At 47.9% G+C, this 16,656-nt stretch carries 19 protein-coding genes and 1 riboswitch; of the genes, 17 read left to right on the forward strand and 2 right to left on the reverse strand.

The annotated features are described in order from the left end of the window. Nucleotides 1-78: 78 nt before the first annotated feature. Nucleotides 79-441, forward strand: coding sequence for a response regulator (locus tag HQN90_RS31320; protein WP_173226443.1), 363 nt, complete (start codon nt 79-81; stop codon nt 439-441). 55 nt (nt 442-496) lie between these two features. Here the strand turns inward: HQN90_RS31320 and HQN90_RS31325 are convergent, their stop codons facing one another. Further along, a complete protein-coding gene (locus HQN90_RS31325) occupies nt 497-883 on the reverse strand; it encodes a cupredoxin domain-containing protein (RefSeq protein ID WP_173226444.1) in 387 nt (128 codons plus the stop codon). A gap of 185 nt (nt 884-1,068) precedes the next feature. Further along, nucleotides 1,069-1,437 carry a phage holin family protein gene (locus tag HQN90_RS31330; RefSeq protein ID WP_173226445.1) on the reverse strand — a complete coding sequence of 123 codons (369 nt, stop codon included), beginning with the start codon at nt 1,435-1,437 and terminating at the stop codon, nt 1,069-1,071. A 243-nt stretch (nt 1,438-1,680) separates the two neighbouring features. Between HQN90_RS31330 and HQN90_RS31335 the strand changes: the two genes are divergently transcribed. From HQN90_RS31335 to cobU, 16 genes are all read left to right on the forward strand, one after another. Next, the gene (locus HQN90_RS31335; protein WP_173226447.1) at nt 1,681-4,044 is read left to right on the forward strand and encodes an endonuclease MutS2; all 2,364 of its coding nucleotides are present in this window, start codon (nt 1,681-1,683) and stop codon (nt 4,042-4,044) included. Between the two features lie 139 nt (nt 4,045-4,183). After that, nucleotides 4,184-4,864: a PspA/IM30 family protein gene (locus HQN90_RS31340; RefSeq protein ID WP_173226449.1), complete on the forward strand. Its 681-nt coding sequence runs from the start codon at nt 4,184-4,186 to the stop codon at nt 4,862-4,864. A gap of 111 nt (nt 4,865-4,975) precedes the next feature. Next, on the forward strand, nt 4,976-5,395 hold the full coding sequence (locus tag HQN90_RS31345; protein WP_173226450.1) for a DUF350 domain-containing protein: 420 nt from the start codon (nt 4,976-4,978) through the stop codon (nt 5,393-5,395). Nucleotides 5,396-5,533: 138 nt separating this feature from the next. Then, on the forward strand, nt 5,534-6,034 hold the full coding sequence (locus tag HQN90_RS31350; protein WP_173226452.1) for a hypothetical protein: 501 nt from the start codon (nt 5,534-5,536) through the stop codon (nt 6,032-6,034). 116 nt (nt 6,035-6,150) lie between these two features. After that, complete coding sequence (locus tag HQN90_RS31355) at nt 6,151-7,467, forward strand: MFS transporter (protein ID WP_173226454.1); 1,317 nt, start codon at nt 6,151-6,153, stop codon at nt 7,465-7,467. A gap of 81 nt (nt 7,468-7,548) precedes the next feature. Next, nucleotides 7,549-8,460, forward strand: coding sequence for a cysteine synthase A (gene cysK, locus HQN90_RS31360; protein WP_173226502.1), 912 nt, complete (start codon nt 7,549-7,551; stop codon nt 8,458-8,460). 135 nt (nt 8,461-8,595) lie between these two features. Then, on the forward strand, nt 8,596-8,886 hold the full coding sequence (locus tag HQN90_RS31365) for a hypothetical protein (protein WP_079409370.1): 291 nt from the start codon (nt 8,596-8,598) through the stop codon (nt 8,884-8,886). A 189-nt stretch (nt 8,887-9,075) separates the two neighbouring features. Continuing rightward, nucleotides 9,076-9,567, forward strand: coding sequence for an Lrp/AsnC family transcriptional regulator (locus tag HQN90_RS31370; RefSeq protein WP_079409369.1), 492 nt, complete (start codon nt 9,076-9,078; stop codon nt 9,565-9,567). Between the two features lie 14 nt (nt 9,568-9,581). Then, the gene (locus tag HQN90_RS31375; RefSeq protein ID WP_173226456.1) at nt 9,582-10,787 is read left to right on the forward strand and encodes an aminotransferase class I/II-fold pyridoxal phosphate-dependent enzyme; all 1,206 of its coding nucleotides are present in this window, start codon (nt 9,582-9,584) and stop codon (nt 10,785-10,787) included. 68 nt (nt 10,788-10,855) lie between these two features. Then, on the forward strand, nt 10,856-11,122 hold the full coding sequence (locus HQN90_RS31380) for an aspartyl-phosphate phosphatase Spo0E family protein (RefSeq protein ID WP_173226459.1): 267 nt from the start codon (nt 10,856-10,858) through the stop codon (nt 11,120-11,122). Nucleotides 11,123-11,183: 61 nt separating this feature from the next. Further along, the gene (locus tag HQN90_RS31385; protein ID WP_173226461.1) at nt 11,184-11,711 is read left to right on the forward strand and encodes a type 2 periplasmic-binding domain-containing protein; all 528 of its coding nucleotides are present in this window, start codon (nt 11,184-11,186) and stop codon (nt 11,709-11,711) included. 31 nt (nt 11,712-11,742) lie between these two features. Further along, nucleotides 11,743-11,892, forward strand: a riboswitch (cobalamin riboswitch). 166 nt (nt 11,893-12,058) lie between these two features. Beyond that, nucleotides 12,059-13,069 carry an ABC transporter substrate-binding protein gene (locus tag HQN90_RS31390; protein WP_173226463.1) on the forward strand — a complete coding sequence of 337 codons (1,011 nt, stop codon included), beginning with the start codon at nt 12,059-12,061 and terminating at the stop codon, nt 13,067-13,069. Beyond that, entirely contained in the window at nt 13,070-14,107 is a 1,038-nt protein-coding gene (locus HQN90_RS31395; protein WP_173226465.1) for a FecCD family ABC transporter permease, read from the forward strand. 5 nt (nt 14,108-14,112) lie between these two features. Next, the gene (locus HQN90_RS31400; protein WP_173226468.1) at nt 14,113-14,889 is read left to right on the forward strand and encodes an ABC transporter ATP-binding protein; all 777 of its coding nucleotides are present in this window, start codon (nt 14,113-14,115) and stop codon (nt 14,887-14,889) included. 23 nt (nt 14,890-14,912) lie between these two features. After that, entirely contained in the window at nt 14,913-15,992 is a 1,080-nt protein-coding gene (gene cobT, locus HQN90_RS31405; protein ID WP_173226470.1) for a nicotinate-nucleotide--dimethylbenzimidazole phosphoribosyltransferase, read from the forward strand. 54 nt (nt 15,993-16,046) lie between these two features. Beyond that, nucleotides 16,047-16,652, forward strand: coding sequence for a bifunctional adenosylcobinamide kinase/adenosylcobinamide-phosphate guanylyltransferase (gene cobU / locus HQN90_RS31410; RefSeq protein ID WP_173226472.1), 606 nt, complete (start codon nt 16,047-16,049; stop codon nt 16,650-16,652). Nucleotides 16,653-16,656 lie beyond the last annotated feature (4 nt).

Genomic DNA, 16,656 nt, shown 5'->3' on the forward strand with positions numbered 1-16,656 from the left:
TTCAGAGATTGTCCAGAATCATGATTTATAATCCTAGCAAGCATTAAATTTGTAGTTGTTAGGATGGAGGTACTAGGGTTGGCAAATATACTGGTTGTGGATGATGCGGCATTTATGAGGACGATGCTCAAATTAATACTTATGGATGCCGGACATGTGGTAGTTGCAGAAGCAGCTAATGGGCTGGAGGCCGTAGAAGTGTATAAAAGAATTAGGCCCGATCTGGTGACTATGGATATTACGATGCCCGAGATGGATGGGATTGCCGCTGTTAAAGGCATTCTTTCATTCGACCCCAAAGCAAAGATCGTGATGTGCTCGGCGATGGGCCAGAGGCAAATGATTATGGAATCTTATACGGCCGGAGCGAAGGATTTCTTGGTGAAGCCCTTTCATAAGGACAAAGTCACAGAGACAATCGCAAAAATCATGAATAGCTAAAAAGAGAAAAAAAGCTTACCGCGAGACTTTATCGCAGTAAGCTTTTTGTTATTTATTATTCAACAATCAAAGTTGTTTTCATATTGGCGTGTCCTGTACCGCACATAATCGAGCAGTTGATAGGGAACGAGCCGGCTTTATCTGGTGTAAAAGTGGCTGTTTTTTTGCTGTTATCTAGATTGATTTTGAATTCTTTAATCGATGCACCGTGCATGCCTTCCGCATTTTCAAGAGAAATCGTTACAGGCTCACCTTTTTTGACGCGGTATTCGGTTTGATCGAACTTAAAGTTCGTTGCTTTCAAAACAACCTGTTGACCTCCGGCCGCTGCGCTGGCGGCAGGCGTTGTTGTGGACCCGGCTGACTTCGTATCCTTGCTTCCACAAGCCGCAATTGCCAGAACTAAAGCTATTCCCATTAAAAGAACGAGTAATTTTTTCACGTGTACCCCTCCGGACAATAAGTTGGATTGCTACTTTCTTCCTCATTGTACACGACCTAATCTTAAAAAACAGTGACAAACTCGTGAAAGCATGTCAAAGAAAAGATCGGCCCGGCGAATGGATCCGCTGCAGACCGATCTTTTTTTGGCTTTGCCCGGATACCAGCTATTGAAGCTGGCGGGTGTTATCGACGTTCTTCTCTTCCTGAGATCCCTTGTTCAAAGGGAGTCTTCACAGGGATGAACAGGTCGATGATTCCGATGACCAAAGCGGCTAAAATCGCACCTATTACACTCGTCGACACATTGCTCACGACAAATTGAGCGGCCCAAATGACAAGCGCACTCACAAGAAAACCTACGATTCCTCTGCCAAAAGGAGTGATTTGTTTGCCGAAAACCCCTTCAATGACCCAAGCGGCCACGGCGATGACTAGTGCTAGGAAAAAAGCGCTCCAGAATCCACCGACTTTAAAGCCCGGCACAAGCCAACTGACAAACATTAAGACCAAAGCAGACACAATAAACCTGACCAGATGTCCAAGAAGATGCATGTCGTGAACCTCCTTCGTTCTGCAATGAGCGTGAAGTCTCAAAGTCAGAAATGATGATTTTGTTGGAATTTGCTTGGTATTGGAGATGTTGTTCCTTTGGCAGAAGGAATAGGTGCACACCTTAGTGTATCCCAGTCGGAAGAAGATTATGGCAGGCAGCATCTTCCATATAATCATTGTCTCCGTAGCTAATCAGGGGCGATTTGGTTTATAATATACGGTAGAGAAAAGAGGTTGGAACTGTTGAATAAGAAAATTATCAAAACATTAGATTATGCGAAGATTTTACATAAACTGGCTCATCATGCGGCTACCTCTTTGGGTAAAGAAGCTGTAGAGCAGCTTGAACCCAAGGGCGACTTTGAACTGGTTAAGCTTAGGCTGCAAGCAACCGATGAGGCTGTGAACATTGAACGCTTAAAAGGAAATGCTCCTTTTGGCGGAATTCGGGATATTCGTTCCTCGCTGCACCGTTCAAGAATAGGCGGCATGCTAAATCCTTCTGAGCTGCTTGATATTTCAACGACGCTGTTTGGAACCCGCAGGCTGAAGCGCTTTGTTGTGGCGGTTCATGAAGATGACTATGCGGTACCGATGCTCAAAGATAAAGTTGACCTGCTCACAGAGAATAAACCATTGGAAGATAAAATAAATAGCTGTATTGATGAGAATGCGGTTGTTGTAGACAGCGCAAGTCCAGAGCTTGGACGCGTGCGCAGTGAGCTTCGCACAGGAGAGAGCAGGGTCCGTGAGCGGCTTGAGCAGATGCTTCGCAATTCCTCCATCCAGAAGATGCTTCAGGATGTATTGATTACAATTCGGAATGATCGTTTTGTCATCCCCGTCAAATCGGAATATCGCTCGAGCTTCGGAGGGATGATTCATGATCAATCCGCTTCAGGTGCGACTCTGTATATTGAACCGGATGCGATTGTCCAATTAAACAACAAAATTCGTGAGCTGAAGTTCAAAGAAGAAGTCGAGATCGAGAAGATTCTACGCGCATTAACCGAGCTTGTTGCGGAACAGGCTGAAATGCTGGTCATGGACGTTGATCTGCTGGCTGAGCTTGATTTTACGTTTGCGAAAGCTGGTTTAGCTAGGGAATTGAAAGCAACGATGCCTTATTTGAATGACAGAGGTTTTATCAAAATCAAACGAGGGCGCCATCCATTGATTGCCGCGGACACCGTAGTGCCGCTTGATCTGGAGCTCGGCAATGATTACTCGCAAATCATTGTCACGGGTCCGAATACAGGGGGGAAAACCGTATCTCTCAAAACGGTGGGCCTGCTGAGTCTGATGGCGATGTCAGGACTGTTTGTCCCTGCTGAGGAAGGCAGTCAATTATGTGTGTTTGACGCCATTTATGCGGATATCGGTGATGAGCAAAGCATTGAACAGAATTTAAGTACATTTTCAAGCCATATGACGAATATCATAAGCATTTTGAGAGACATGACCCCCAAAAGCTTAGTCCTCCTAGATGAGCTAGGCGCAGGTACAGATCCTGCGGAAGGGTCGGCTTTGGCGATTTCTATTCTGGATTATATTCATCAAATTGGATGCCGCATTATCGCAACGACGCATTATTCCGAGCTCAAAGCGTACGCTTATCAAAAGCAAGGCACCATTAATGCCAGTATGGAATTTGATATACAAACACTAAGTCCAACATACCGTTTGCTAGTCGGTGTTCCTGGTCGAAGCAACGCCTTTGCAATTGCAGAGCGCCTTGGCTTGTCACGCCGCATTATTGAGCATGCGCGCACACAGGTAGGCGAGGAAGATAAGCGTATCGAATCGATGATCGCTTCCCTCGAAGAGAATCGCCTGATTGCGGAAGCCGAGCGCCAAAGCGCGGAAGAGATGCGGCGCGAAGCAGAGGAGATGCGCCGGACGTTGGAGTCGCAGCAGGCGAAGTTCGACGAGCAGCGGGATAAGCTGCTCGAGAAGGCCGAGCGCGACGCGCGCGAGGCAGTCGCCAAGGCGCGCCGCGAGGCGGACGAAGTCATCGCCGATCTGCGGCGCATGGCGCAGGAAGAAGCCGGCGGGGTCAAGGACCACCGGCTGGTGGAAGCGAAACGCCGCCTCGATCAGGCGGCGCCAGAGCTGCGCGATAAGCAGGTTCGCGCAGTGAAGAAGCGGCCAGAGCGCATTGAGGCCGGCGATGAAGTGCGTGTCGTGACCCTAGGCCAGAAGGGTCACGTCGTTGAAATTGTCAGCGCCACGGAAGCTAACGTGCAGCTGGGCATTATGAAAATGAAAGTTGCCCTCTCGAATCTCGAGAAAATAGGCAGCCCAGCACAGAAAAAGCCGGTACACCAGCCGGCGACAATCGTCAAACGGACTCGTGACGACAGTGTGAAGATGGAGCTTGATATGCGTGGACTGAATATGGAGGAAGCCATGATTGAGGCTGATCGCTTCCTGGATGAGTCATTCTTAAACAATTTCGGGCAAGTATCTCTGATTCACGGCAAAGGCACCGGGGTGCTGCGCACAGGCATGCAGGAGTATCTGCGTCGTCACAAGCATGTGAAAAGCTACCGAATGGGCAATTACAATGAAGGCGGAGCCGGCGTAACGGTGGTCGAATTAAAATAATTTTCAAAAATTTTTCAACTTTTTGAAACTCCTAGTTTGGGACTGCGTATGTAATGTGTGTAAGCACCGGTGATTAGAAAACAAAACGCAACATCCAATTATACAATCCAATTTTTATAAACCTTAGGAGGAATTTACAATGGGAATTTTCAAAAGGCTGCGCGATATGACAATGGCTTCAATCAATGACTTGCTGGATAAAGCAGAAGATCCGGTTAAGATGCTGAATCAGTTCTTGCGTGACATGGAAGAGGACATTTTGGAAGCTGAGGCAGCTGTTGCCAAGTCCATCGCAATTGAGAAGAAATTCAAGCTTCAATTCGAAGAGTCGGAAGAAATGGTGACGAAGCGTACCGAACAGGCCATGAAAGCTCTTGAATCCGGCAATGAAGACTTGGCTCGCCGCGCTTTGGAAGACAAGAAAGAGCATCAAGTTCGTTTCGATGAATTGAAACAACAGTATGATCTTGCCAAAACGAATGCGGATCAGCTTCGCCGTCAATTGACGGAAATGAAAGACGAGTTCAACAAAATGAAGAACAAGAAAGATTTGTTGATTGCTCGTGCTGAAACAGCCAAAGCTCAAAAGCAAATCAATCAAGCTATGTCTGGTTTTGGTACCGACAATGCGGCTAAAGGCTTTGACCGTATGAGCGAGAAAGTGCTTCAAATGGAAGCTGAAGCGCAAGCAAGCGGCGAGATTCGCGCCAAAAACCGCAGCTTGGATGATGAGCTTGCTGGACTTGGCGCTGGCAGCAGCGGTATTGACGACGAACTTGCAGCGATGAAAGCAAAGCTTGCTGAAAAAAAACAATCCTAATGTTATACTAAGTAGTACCTGCGAGAGACTGAGCTAAACTCAGTCTCTTCTACCATATATAGGGATCTTTGCATCGAAGTTTCTCTACAATGAAGGAAGGCAGGAGACGATATGAACGAAGAGGTGGATGTGTTGTTTAGTAACCCGTATTTATCGACGCTTGCATTTTTTGCAGTGGCTGTCATCGCACTAGTCGTATTTCTCAAGATTTTTGATTTGCTCACCAAGTATGATGACTGGGCTGAAATCAAAAAAGGCAATTTAGCTGTGGCGATGGCGACAGGTGGGAAAGTGTTTGGGATATGTAATTTGTTCCGATTCTCTATTCTCAACAATGATACGATGATGCACTCCCTCATCTGGGCAGGGTACGGTTTCTTGCTGTTGTTAGTTGCCTACTTCATTTTTGAAGTCTTGACGCCTCATTTTAAAATCGATGAAGAAATCAAAAAGGATAACCGCGCCGTCGGATTCCTGTCCTTAACGATATCTGTCTCCCTATCCTATGTAGTTGGAGCTTGTGTAACCTAGTATCCTACATATTCTTGGAGGGCTTGAACGATGAAATACCTGTGGGGCACTCTGTTTGCTATAGCATTTGTATTTGTGGCGGCAGGGGTTTATTATTTATTGAAATATGCATGAATGCATTAAGTGGAGGATTACGCAATGAGTGCCAACGAAGAAGTTGTTTGTCCATGGTGCCAAACGGAGATCGTTTGGGATCCGGAAATTGGACCCGAGGACGAATGTCCACATTGTTTTAACGAGTTGAATGATTACCGGAGTATTGATCTTAAGGTGAAGCTGACAGGTCAGCCGCTCCGTTTTGAAGAGCAGGAATATACGGATGCCGATGAAGATTTGTCGCTGGCCTGGGATGACTCTGATGAACCTCTCGATAAATACGGGGAAAAGGTTCAACATATCACAGATGAGCAGGAAGAAGCGCCGGAATGCTCAAACTGTCATGAATTGCTCTTGCTGGCGGGAGATGAAGTCGTCAGTGAAACGGCATTTACACCCGTTATTCCCAAAACCTTGGGAAGTGCTTTTCTAACAGGTCCTTTTACCTTGAATGTTTATGTATGTCCATCTTGCTTCAAGGTTGAGAAGATCCTATCGGATACGGATCGCTTGCTCATGGTATCCAGAATTAAATCGGAATAATCGTTAGCCGAATCCTGCGGGATTCGGTTTTTTATTTGCGACGCCTCATATTTTCACTACGTTGGGGAAGCTTAACAAGAGCGATTTCGATGTATGGGAAAGGGTGGGAGGCGCGCATGCAAAAAGGGCAGAGCCGACAGCGATTTGGACAAGGCAAAGCGAAAGGAAATCCAGCAGGCACGTATTTTGAGAATCGAGAAAGCAGCGGCGCTGTTCAGGAGCAAGCTAGTGTACAAAAAGGACGTTTAGACGCTCAGGCTATTTTATTACTCATCGTTCATACGCTATTTGGCGGGGCGAATGCCTTGTCGGGAACCTTTGTGGGTGTCTATCTGTGGAAGGCGAAAAATGATTACGCTTTAATCGGTTGGTTTACTTTAGCGACACACGTAACGATGGCGATTACCTTCTGGCTCGCTGGCAAATGGGTCAAGGAACATAACAAAATGAACTGTTTGCGGGCTGGTGTCTTCGTTTCAGCCGTTTTTTATATGCTGGTTTTATGGATGGGGACAAGCAGTATCCACTATTTTGTGTGGCTGGGTATGGTGCAGGGCATATCAGCGGCTTTCTTCTGGGTTGCTTTTAATGTCGTTTATTTTGAAGTGACAGATCCGGATAATCGTGACCGCTTCAATGGATGGGTCGGGCTGTTAGGCTCGGGAGCAGGCATCATTGCACCATGGATTTCGGGGCTGTTGATCGTTAACCTGGGTGACGGCTTGGGATACCGCTTGATTTTCTCCATCTCACTCGGCATTTTTCTGCTTGGGGTGGTCATTAGCTTCTTTTTGAAAAAACGCAAAGTCGAGGGCACGTATGAGTGGTTATTTCCTTTGCGCATTTTGCGGCAATCGGAGACCCCTTGGAAGCGGGTAAGCTTAGCACTCGTATTTCAAGGTGTTAGAGAAGGGGTATTTGGTTTCATGATTGCTTTGCTCGTCTACATTTCTACCGCTAGTGAAGCGAGCTTAGGCAATTTTGTACTCATGACTTCCGCTGTGTCCTTAGTCAGCTTCTGGGCGGCAGGACGATTCATTAAGCCTCGTTTTCGGAAAATCAGCATGTTTATCGGTGCTTTAATGGCGGTTGTCGTTATCCTTCCTTTTTTCTGGAAAATGGGCTATGCCACGTTGCTCGTATTCGGTTTGGGAGCTTCGCTGTTCTTTCCGATGTACTCGGTACCGATGGTTTCGGCTGTATTCGATCTTATTGGATCCAATGAAGAGAGCGCAAAGCAAAGGGAGGAGTATATCGTACTTCGCGAGCTGTCCCTGAATGTGGGGCGAATGCTGGGCGTTCTGCTTTTCATCTGTGTCATTTCATGGAGCAAAGCTCCTCTGGTCATCAATGTGCTGTTGTTGGTCATTGGCAGCTCTACGCTGTTCAGTTGGTATTTCATGAAAAAGCAGCTATCTGTAATTAAACCTTGACATCGATAGGGCTTCCCGATAAAAATGTGGGTATCGGTTATTGTTGGGAAGAGGAGTGAGTAATACGTGGCACAACACAAAATGGTAAACAGCATCACAGAGCTGATCGGTGATACACCTGCGGTGAGAATCAACCGATTGGTCAAACCGGGAGATGCCGAGCTTTATGTGAAGCTTGAATATTTCAATCCAAGTGGTAGTGTGAAAGACCGCGCTGCTTTTAATTTAATTGAGCAGGCGGAAAAGCAAGGGCTGCTTCGTCCGGGCGCTACGATTATTGAGCCAACGAGCGGCAACACGGGCATCGGACTTGCGATGAACGCCGCGGCTAAGGGCTATAAAGCGATTCTGATTATGCCGGACAATATGACCAAAGAGCGCATTAATCTGCTCAAGGCTTACGGCGCAGAGGTTGTGCTTACGCCTGCCGCGCAGCGAATGCCGGGAGCCATTGCCAAAGCTGTGGAGCTGCGGGATCAAATCCCGAACAGCTATATTCCGCAGCAGTTCGAGAACCCGGCGAATCCGAATATTCATCGGACAACGACAGCTCTGGAAATTCTGGAGCAGACGGAAGGCCGCTTGGATGCCTTCGTTGCAACTTCCGGGACCGGAGGAACGATTACAGGCACGGGCGAAGCGCTTCGCGAGAAGCTGCCGGATATTGAGATCTATGTTGTTGAGCCGAAAGGCTCTCCGGTATTGTCTGGAGGAAGCCCAGGGCCGCATAAACTCGTAGGGACAAGTCCTGGCTTCGTGCCGGCGATTTTGAATACGAGCATCTATGACCATATCGTGCAGGTGTCAGATGAGGACGCGATCCGAACGATGAAAGAGCTGGCAAGCCTAGAGGGGATCCTCGTAGGGCCTTCTGCTGGCGCTTCGGTCTGGACGGGTTTGCAGGTGGCGCATAAGCTGGGCGCGGGCAAAAGGGTGCTGTGCATAGCGCCAGATACAGGTGAGAGATACCTGTCTATGGACATTTTTGACTAAAAGAGTGTCACCATGCAGCTTAAAGGAATATATAATTCCGATGAGCTGTATTTTTTTATTTAAAAGTTGAATAAAAATTCATTTATGAGTATAATTATAAGAGTAGAAGCTGTTTGGAGGAAAGGTGGATTTATTGTGAAACTAGCCTATGTTAATGCGTTTCCTGAGAAAGATCAACTTCATAATTTTATACAAACATATACAGAAGAGTGCATAAAGTCAGGTTCTCAGGTACAAGTGAACTGGAACGAGCTTGAAACGCCGTGTGTCATATCGGTCTATGATGACAACACGCTTGTGGGAATTGGCTGCAGCGCCGATGTACCGATTATTCATGTGCGTCCTACGTATGAGTACCGTGAAATTGAAACGATGGTAAACAAATTGCTGCAAGCCGAATCCAAGTTTGGAGTTGTGCATGGTTGATCGTTACGAGCGTTGAAAGCAGGCCGCTGGGGTATCCAGAGGTCTTTTTGTGATGTTCAAGCATGGATATTTTGGTTATACAAAAATAATCTGCTTGTTAGACAGGTACAGTAATTGAATTAAGCTACCGATTCATTGTAAGATTAAAGGATGAACGAAAACCCATATTTCAGAAAGGTAGGTTTAACCATGGATACTTTGAAGCTTAAAATTCTCGAACTGATGAAGGAAGACGCGCGCAGGAGTGCGGATCTCATCGCCACAATGCTAGGAACGGCGGAGGACGAAGTGGCGCGAGCGATAAGCGAGATGGAAGCGGATAAGGTCATCGTCAAATATGCGACAGTGGTGAACTGGAGTAAAGTAGATGACGAAAAGGTTACCGCCCTAATTGAAGTGCAAATTACGCCGGAACGCGGACATGGCTTTGACGCCATCGCAGAACGGATCTATTTATATCCAGAAGTCAAATCCGTCTATCTCATGTCTGGCGCCTATGATTTGCTTGTCGAAATTGAGGGGAGTTCCCTGAAACAAGTAGCGTCATTTGTATCCAATAAGCTATCCCCGATTGATCGCGTTCTTTCGACTAAAACGAATTTCATATTAAAAAAATACAAACAAGACGGCATCATATTCGAAGATCAGGCTGACGATCACCGAATGCTTGTTTCGCCGTAAAGAAGAGGGACGCCATGATCAAAGATGAGACAACGATTGAGCAGAATAAGGTCAAATCCATGCAAGATTATCTCGCTCCTGCCGTACGTGGAATAAAGCCTTCCGGGATCCGTAAGTTTTTTGATTTGGTAAGCAACAGCAAGGATGACATTATCTCGCTCGGTGTGGGAGAACCGGATTTCTCGACGCCTTGGCACGTGCGTGAAGCGGCTGTGTACTCGCTAGAGCGCGGCAGAACGAAATACACGCCGAACTCCGGTATTCCAGAGCTTCGTGAAGCGATCGCCGAATATTTGTACACATCGTTCAAAGTGAAATACGAGCCAACCGATGAGGTGCTGGTTACCGTTGGGGGCAGCGAAGCGATTGACTTGGCACTGCGCGCGCTGATTACACCTGGGGATGAGATTCTTATTCCGGAGCCTTGCTATATTTCGTATTCACCAATCACCAGCATTAGCGGTGGTGTGGCAGTCGGTATCGAAACGTTCGCAAAGGATCAATTCAAGCTGACAGAGAAAGCGCTGCGTGATGCGATTACGCCTCGCTCCAAAATATTAATTCTTTGTTATCCTAGCAATCCGACTGGCGGTATTATGACCTATGAGGACTGGCTGCCGATTGCTAAAGTGGTCGAAGAGCACGATTTGATCGTCATTTCCGATGAAATCTATGCCGAATTAACTTACGGACAGAAGCATGTGAGTTTCGCAGCTGTTCCAGGGATGAAGGATCGGACAATTCTCGTCAGCGGGTTCTCCAAGGCATTTGCCATGACAGGCTGGCGGATGGGTTATGCTTGCGGTCATCGAGAGCTGATCTCCGCTATGACGAAGATTCATCAATACACGGTTATGTGCGCACCGGTCATGGGGCAGGTGGCTGCACACGAGGCATTGACCAATGGCTTGGAAGAGAAAGACCGTATGATCGAGTCGTACAATCAACGCAGACGGCTTGTCGTCAAAGGCTTCCGAGAGATTGGACTGGAGTGCCATGAGCCGCAAGGCGCATTCTATGCCTTCCCGAGTATCGTAGCAACGGGGCTAACTTCAGATGAGTTTGCACAGCGGTTATTGTTCGAGTCCAAGGTCGCTGCAGTACCCGGTGATGTGTTTGGTTTAGGGGGAGAAGGCTTCCTGCGCTGTTCCTATGCGTATAGTGTTTCTCAATTGAATGAAGCTTTGGAACGCATTGGAAAATTTCTGAGAAAATTGTAAAATGAAAAGTAAATAGATATGTTCATTATGTCTAAAAACTGGTATTCTTGTAGTAAGGAGGGATGAGCATGGCTTTTTTGGAATACCAACTATCAACCTATCATAAACAGCTTCATATTCGCGATCAGGATTTCGGACAACGTTGGTTGACTAAGCGTGCAAAGAAAAAAAATTCCCTCAACTTACTCGAAGAAGAGATTCATTCTTTACGACGGAAGCTTGAACAGATGGTTCTGGACGGTCAAGAAATGACCTCAGAAGCTGTTGTCGAATTGAGTACAATCCTAGACCATAAGATAAATGAATATATGAACAACGGAAAGAAAAGTCGGTGAAAACCGACTTTTCTCGCGACTATCGAAGGATTCAGATAACATACGGAGGTACGTTCACAACATGAAAGTGAAATGGCTGTTGATGATGATGGTTGGACTTACGTTACTGCTGGCTGGCTGCGGCGGACCGAAACCGGATGTTTCGATTTTTGTCATGGGACAAAATGGCTTTCCGAGTGAAGCGGCAGAGAAGCTGGAAGGTTCTTTGAAATCCAAAGTTGGTGAGACGCCAACCGTTAAATTAGTGAGCTCCCCCATTTTCTCATTGGAGAAAATGATTGTTGAACTAGCAGCTGGCGGGAACGGTATTTTCATCCTTGCCGAAGATCAGTTTAAATCGCTTAGCAACCAAGGCGGGTTTGTTTCGCTGGATGAGACGATTAAACCAGAGGACTATCCGGACGGTGTCGTTGAAATGAAGGAAGAGGGCAAGCCTACCGAAAAGCATTTATACGGTATTCCACTGGCAGGAAACAAGTGGATGAAAGAGCAGGGCTTTGAAGGAAAAGGGCTGGTCGCATTCATTCCTCAAAACGCACCAAAGCTCGAGGAAGCCAAGCAAGTGCTTAAAGTAATTGCACAAAAGTAGCAAGACGTCTATAATCGACAAATAGATTGATAGTTAAATATGCGCCATAGGTGTTGGCATGCTTCATGATAAGCATGGCAGCTTAAAAGGGAAGCCGGTTCAAGTCCGGCGCGGTCCCGCCACTGTAATCCACTTAGCAAAGGTGGAAAGTCAGAATACCTGCCCATGGAGCCCTATACGACATCCTTCGAGGAAAAGGATCGCGTTAAATCAGGAAGCAAGCCTCAAGTTGCTAATCACCGCGATTTATCGTCCCTTTGTTCCTTTCAGGAACAGAGGGACTTTTTGGTTGTAATGGCACTAAGAAGGTCAATCGTAATTATTTGGTAGAAAGAGGGTTAATGACCATGCAGAAGAAGTTGGTTACAAAAGCGCTGATCCTTACAGTAGCGCTGGCAACGGCAGTCAGCTTAGCGGCTTGCGGGAAAAAGGATGCAGAAATAACCAATCCATCCAAGCTGGGCGGCGAGGGAACGAAGGCCCCAACGGTTACAGCATCACCGGCAATTGCCAAAAAGACGACATATCCTTTGAAGATTAAAGATGCTACAGGCAAAGAGTTCACGTTCGAGAAAGCCCCGGAACGTATCGCATCTGTATCCCCGGCAGAAACGGAAGCTCTTTTTGCCCTTGGCTTAGAAGCGAACATCGTCGGTGTATCCGATTATGATGATTATCCGGAAGCGGCGAAAATGAAGTCGAAATTAGGCAGTATCACCAAGCCGAACCAAGAAGCGCTCATCGCTTCCAACGCGAATATTGTCTTTACGGGTGTTTCGATGAAAGTCGATACGGTGGAGCAGCTGCGTGGTTTGAACGTAAACATTTTTAAGGTTGAGCCGAAAACACTGGATGATGTCATTGCAAACATTCAAACGTATGGTTTGATTACAGACCATCAAGACCAAGCAGATAAAATTGTTGCTAAAATGAAAGCAGATCGTCAGAAGGTTGTCGACGCTGTGAAGGATGTTAAGCAAGAAAACAAGAAGAAGGTTTATATTGAATTCAGCCCGGGCTGGACTGTGGGCAGCGGCGAATTCATGGATGAATTGATTAAGCTTTCCGGTGGTATCAATGTGGCTGGGGACGGTAAAGGCTGGTACCAAATCAGCGAAGAGAAGATCATTGCGCAAAATCCGGCCGTTATTTTATTCGCTAACGGTGTTATTGATACGAAAAGCAAGAAATCCTTGGACGAAATTATCCGGACTCGCAGCGGCTGGGACGCGATTGAAGCTGTGAAAAACAAGCAAGTGATCGGCCTTGATCAGAACATGCTGAGCCGTCCGGGACCTCGATTGACGGATGGGCTGCTTCAAATGGCCAAAGGCATCTATCCCGAACTGGTGAAATAAATGAAAAGAAAATTAATGCTATGGGGAGGAGTAGGAGTTATACTCCTTCTTCTTTCTATTCTGGTGAGTTTAACGCTAGGTACAGCAGAGCTTCCCATCTTCCAAATAGCGGGTATTCTCGGCAAGCATATTCCTTGGCTTGGTGATGTTATTCCTGTTAGTTGGCCGCAATCGGCGGAGCAAATTATTAATAAAGTGAGATTTCCCCGCGTGTTGCTTGGCATTTTGGTAGGTGCATCGCTTTCCATTGCGGGAGCAGCTTTCCAAGGGGTGCTCCGCAATCCTCTTGCAGATCCTTATGCGCTGGGTGTTTCTTCAGGAGCATCGGTAGGAGCTGCTTTTCTCATTTATTTTGGCCTGCAGATGGCTTGGTTCGGACAGTGGTCGATTCCGATCGTTGCCTTCGTGACGGGGCTCCTTTCTTTATTCCTTGTGCTTAAGCTTGCACAGATTGACGGCAAGCTGAAGATGGAGACGCTTATCTTATCAGGCGTTGTCATGCAAGCTTTCCTAGGGGCGATTGTGTCGTTCATGGTATCGATTTCGAAGCAGGTTATTAATGAAATTGTGTTCTGGTTAATGGGCAGCTTGGCTATGCGCGGCTGGTCTTATATTTATATCATTTCACCTTATTTACTAATTGGTATTTTGGTGCTTCTGAGTTACGCCAGATCCATGAATTTACTCTCGTTAGGCGAGCGTCAGGCTTCCCATCTTGGTGTGAATGTGGAACGGACGAAGCTGGTTGTTTTGATCACAGCTACGTTCTTAACCGCTGCAGCCGTATCCGTTGCGGGTGTGATCGGCTTTGTAGGTCTCATTGTGCCTCATTTGGTGCGCTTGATTGTAGGACCTGATTACCGATTGATTATTCCACTTTCCGCCATTGGCGGAGGTATCTATGTGTTATGGGCTGATACGCTTGCCCGCACCTTGTTAAGCCCAACCGAGATTCCGCTTGGTGTCATCACGGCTTTTCTGGGCGCGCCTTTTTTCGCCTATTTGCTTCACAAAGATAAGAAAACGTTAAGAGGTTGATCACGATGATTAAAGTGGAGCAGCTTTGTCAGAGCTTTTTGGACCAGCAGGTTCTGGAACAGATTAGCTTTGAGGTCAAGCAAGGTGAGTTTTTTGGCATTATTGGACCCAACGGCAGTGGGAAATCGACGCTGCTTCGGCTTTTGTCGGGGATTGATCCGATCAAAAAGGGAAAAGTGCTGCTGGATGAGCGCACAGCCGCCTCCTTCTCGCGGAAGGAGCTTGCCAGATGGCTGGCCGTGCTGCAGCAGGACGCACTTCCTCCGGTCGGCTTTACGGTCCGTGAAGTGGTGGAAATGGGGCGATATCCTTTCCAAAATTGGTTGGGAGAGGACTCCGCTGATGCAGAAGGATTGATTGAAACCATTATTCAAAGGCTGCATTTGGAGCCCCTCATTGACCGCACCATCGAACGTCTAAGCGGAGGAGAACGGCAGCGGGTCGCGCTGGCCAAAGTGATGGCGCAGCAGCCGCGGCTGCTCATGCTGGATGAACCAACGACATTTCTCGATATTGGGTATCAAGTGCAAATGATGGACTATATCAAAGAATGGCAGCACGAAGCTGAGTTAACGGTCGTTGCTGTTCTGCATGATCTAAATCTGGCAGCCCAGTACTGTACGCGTCTGATGGTGATTCACAATGGCCGCATGGCAGCAATCGGAACACCGGATGAGATGATTACAAGCGGATTAATCAAAGAGGTATATGGAACGGAACCGATCGTTCTGCCGCATCCTGTCAATGCTGCTCCGCAAATTCTATTGCAGCCAGGCAAATAATGAACTTTATGGAGGTTGACGATATGAATAAACTGGAATCGATTATTTCAAGCATTTTGCCCATACAGGAAGATATGGTGACGCAAGCTAATGATCATTTGAACCAATTGACCAAACCGCAGGGAAGCCTGGGCAAGCTCGAGGATATTGCCCGTCAAGTTGCCGGAATTACAGGCGAAGTGATGCCGGTTTTCGAGAAAAAAGCCGTGATCGTCATGGCCGGAGACCATGGGGTATGCGAAGAGGGAATCAGTGCTTTCCCAGCGGAAGTAACACCTCAAATGGTGTTGAATTTTCTGTATGGCGGAGCAGCTGTCAACGTACTGGCCAGACATGCCGGTGCCGAAGTCATCTGTGTGGATATGGGCGTAAATGCCGATCTGGAGCATCCGAATCTGGTTGCCCGCAAAGTACGCAAAGGCACAAGAAATATGGCGCTCGAGTCGGCGATGACGCCTGATGAAGCCATTCAGGCTATTCAGGCCGGTGTCGAGCTTGTGGACGAGCTGGCCGAGAAGGGTTTTCGCTTGTTTGCGACAGGGGAGATGGGGATCGGCAACACCACGGCAAGCGCTGCTATTTTGTGCGCGCTGACGGGCTTGGACGCCAGATTAGCGGTTGGCCGCGGAACAGGCATTGACGATGCCAAATGGCTGCATAAGCAATCCGTCGTGAACAAGGCCCTGGATGTGAATGGACTTCGGCCTGCGGAAGGGCAAGAGATCCAGTCAAGCGGGGACTATGCGCTAGAGGTATTAACCAAAGTCGGGGGGCTCGAAATCGCCGGATTGGTTGGGGTTATACTGGGGGCAGCAAAAAACCGCTGCCCGGTCGTTGTCGACGGCTTCATCTCGTCGGCAGCAGCGCTTGTGGCGAGCCGATTAGCACCGCTAAGCGCGTCCTATATGCTCGCTTCGCACTTATCGCAGGAGCAGGGGCATACGAAGATGCTCGAAGCTGTAGGCCTCGCAGCGATGCTGCAGATGGATATGCGGCTGGGCGAAGGAACAGGCGCAGTGCTGGTCTTCAACGTGATCGACGCCACTGGCAAGATCATGAGGGAAATGGCGACATTCGAAAGCGCAGGCGTGTCGCGGGAGTAATCAGTTGGCGGCATTGACGTAAGATAGCTACGAAGAGAAGGGGGCGAGGGCGCCATGGCGGTGTTGGTAACGGGCGGCGCGCGAAGCGGCAAGAGCGCTTTCGCAGAACAGCTTGCGATGCACGGCGAGATGCGGGGAATATACATCGCGACTTCCCACATCTACGATGAGGAAATGAGGGAGCGGGTAGATTTGCACAAGCAGCAGCGGCTCAGCTCGGGCTATCCGTGGGATACGCGGGAAGAGCCGTATGAGCTGTGCGAGCTTCTTGAGCAGCTTCAGGCGGACGCTATGAATGCTGGAACACCCGCACCTGCGGTTCTGGTAGATTGCTTAACGCTTTGGCTGACGAATTGGCTGCTTCGCTATGAATCAGAGGCTAATGCCTCAGTTTTGGTTACGAAACGGTTGGATGAGCTTGCTGAGTCGGTTTCCTCCTACGCGGGGACTCTCATTCTGGTAACGAATGAGGTGGGAGACGGAATTGTGCCGGAATACCCGCTGGGACGCAGCTTCCGAGATCTGGCAGGACGGATGAATCAGCGCCTAGCGAGCGTTTGCGAAGAGGTATTCTTGGTTACGGCAGGAATTCCTATCGAGTTAAAAAGTAGAGCTTATCGACTGGATACACGTCCTTCGTCGGTAAGGACGGAACGGTGATTAC

Origin of the sequence: Paenibacillus alba (assembly GCF_013204855.1) — a bacterium.
GTDB lineage: Bacteria > Bacillota > Bacilli > Paenibacillales > NBRC-103111 > Paenibacillus_E > Paenibacillus_E alba.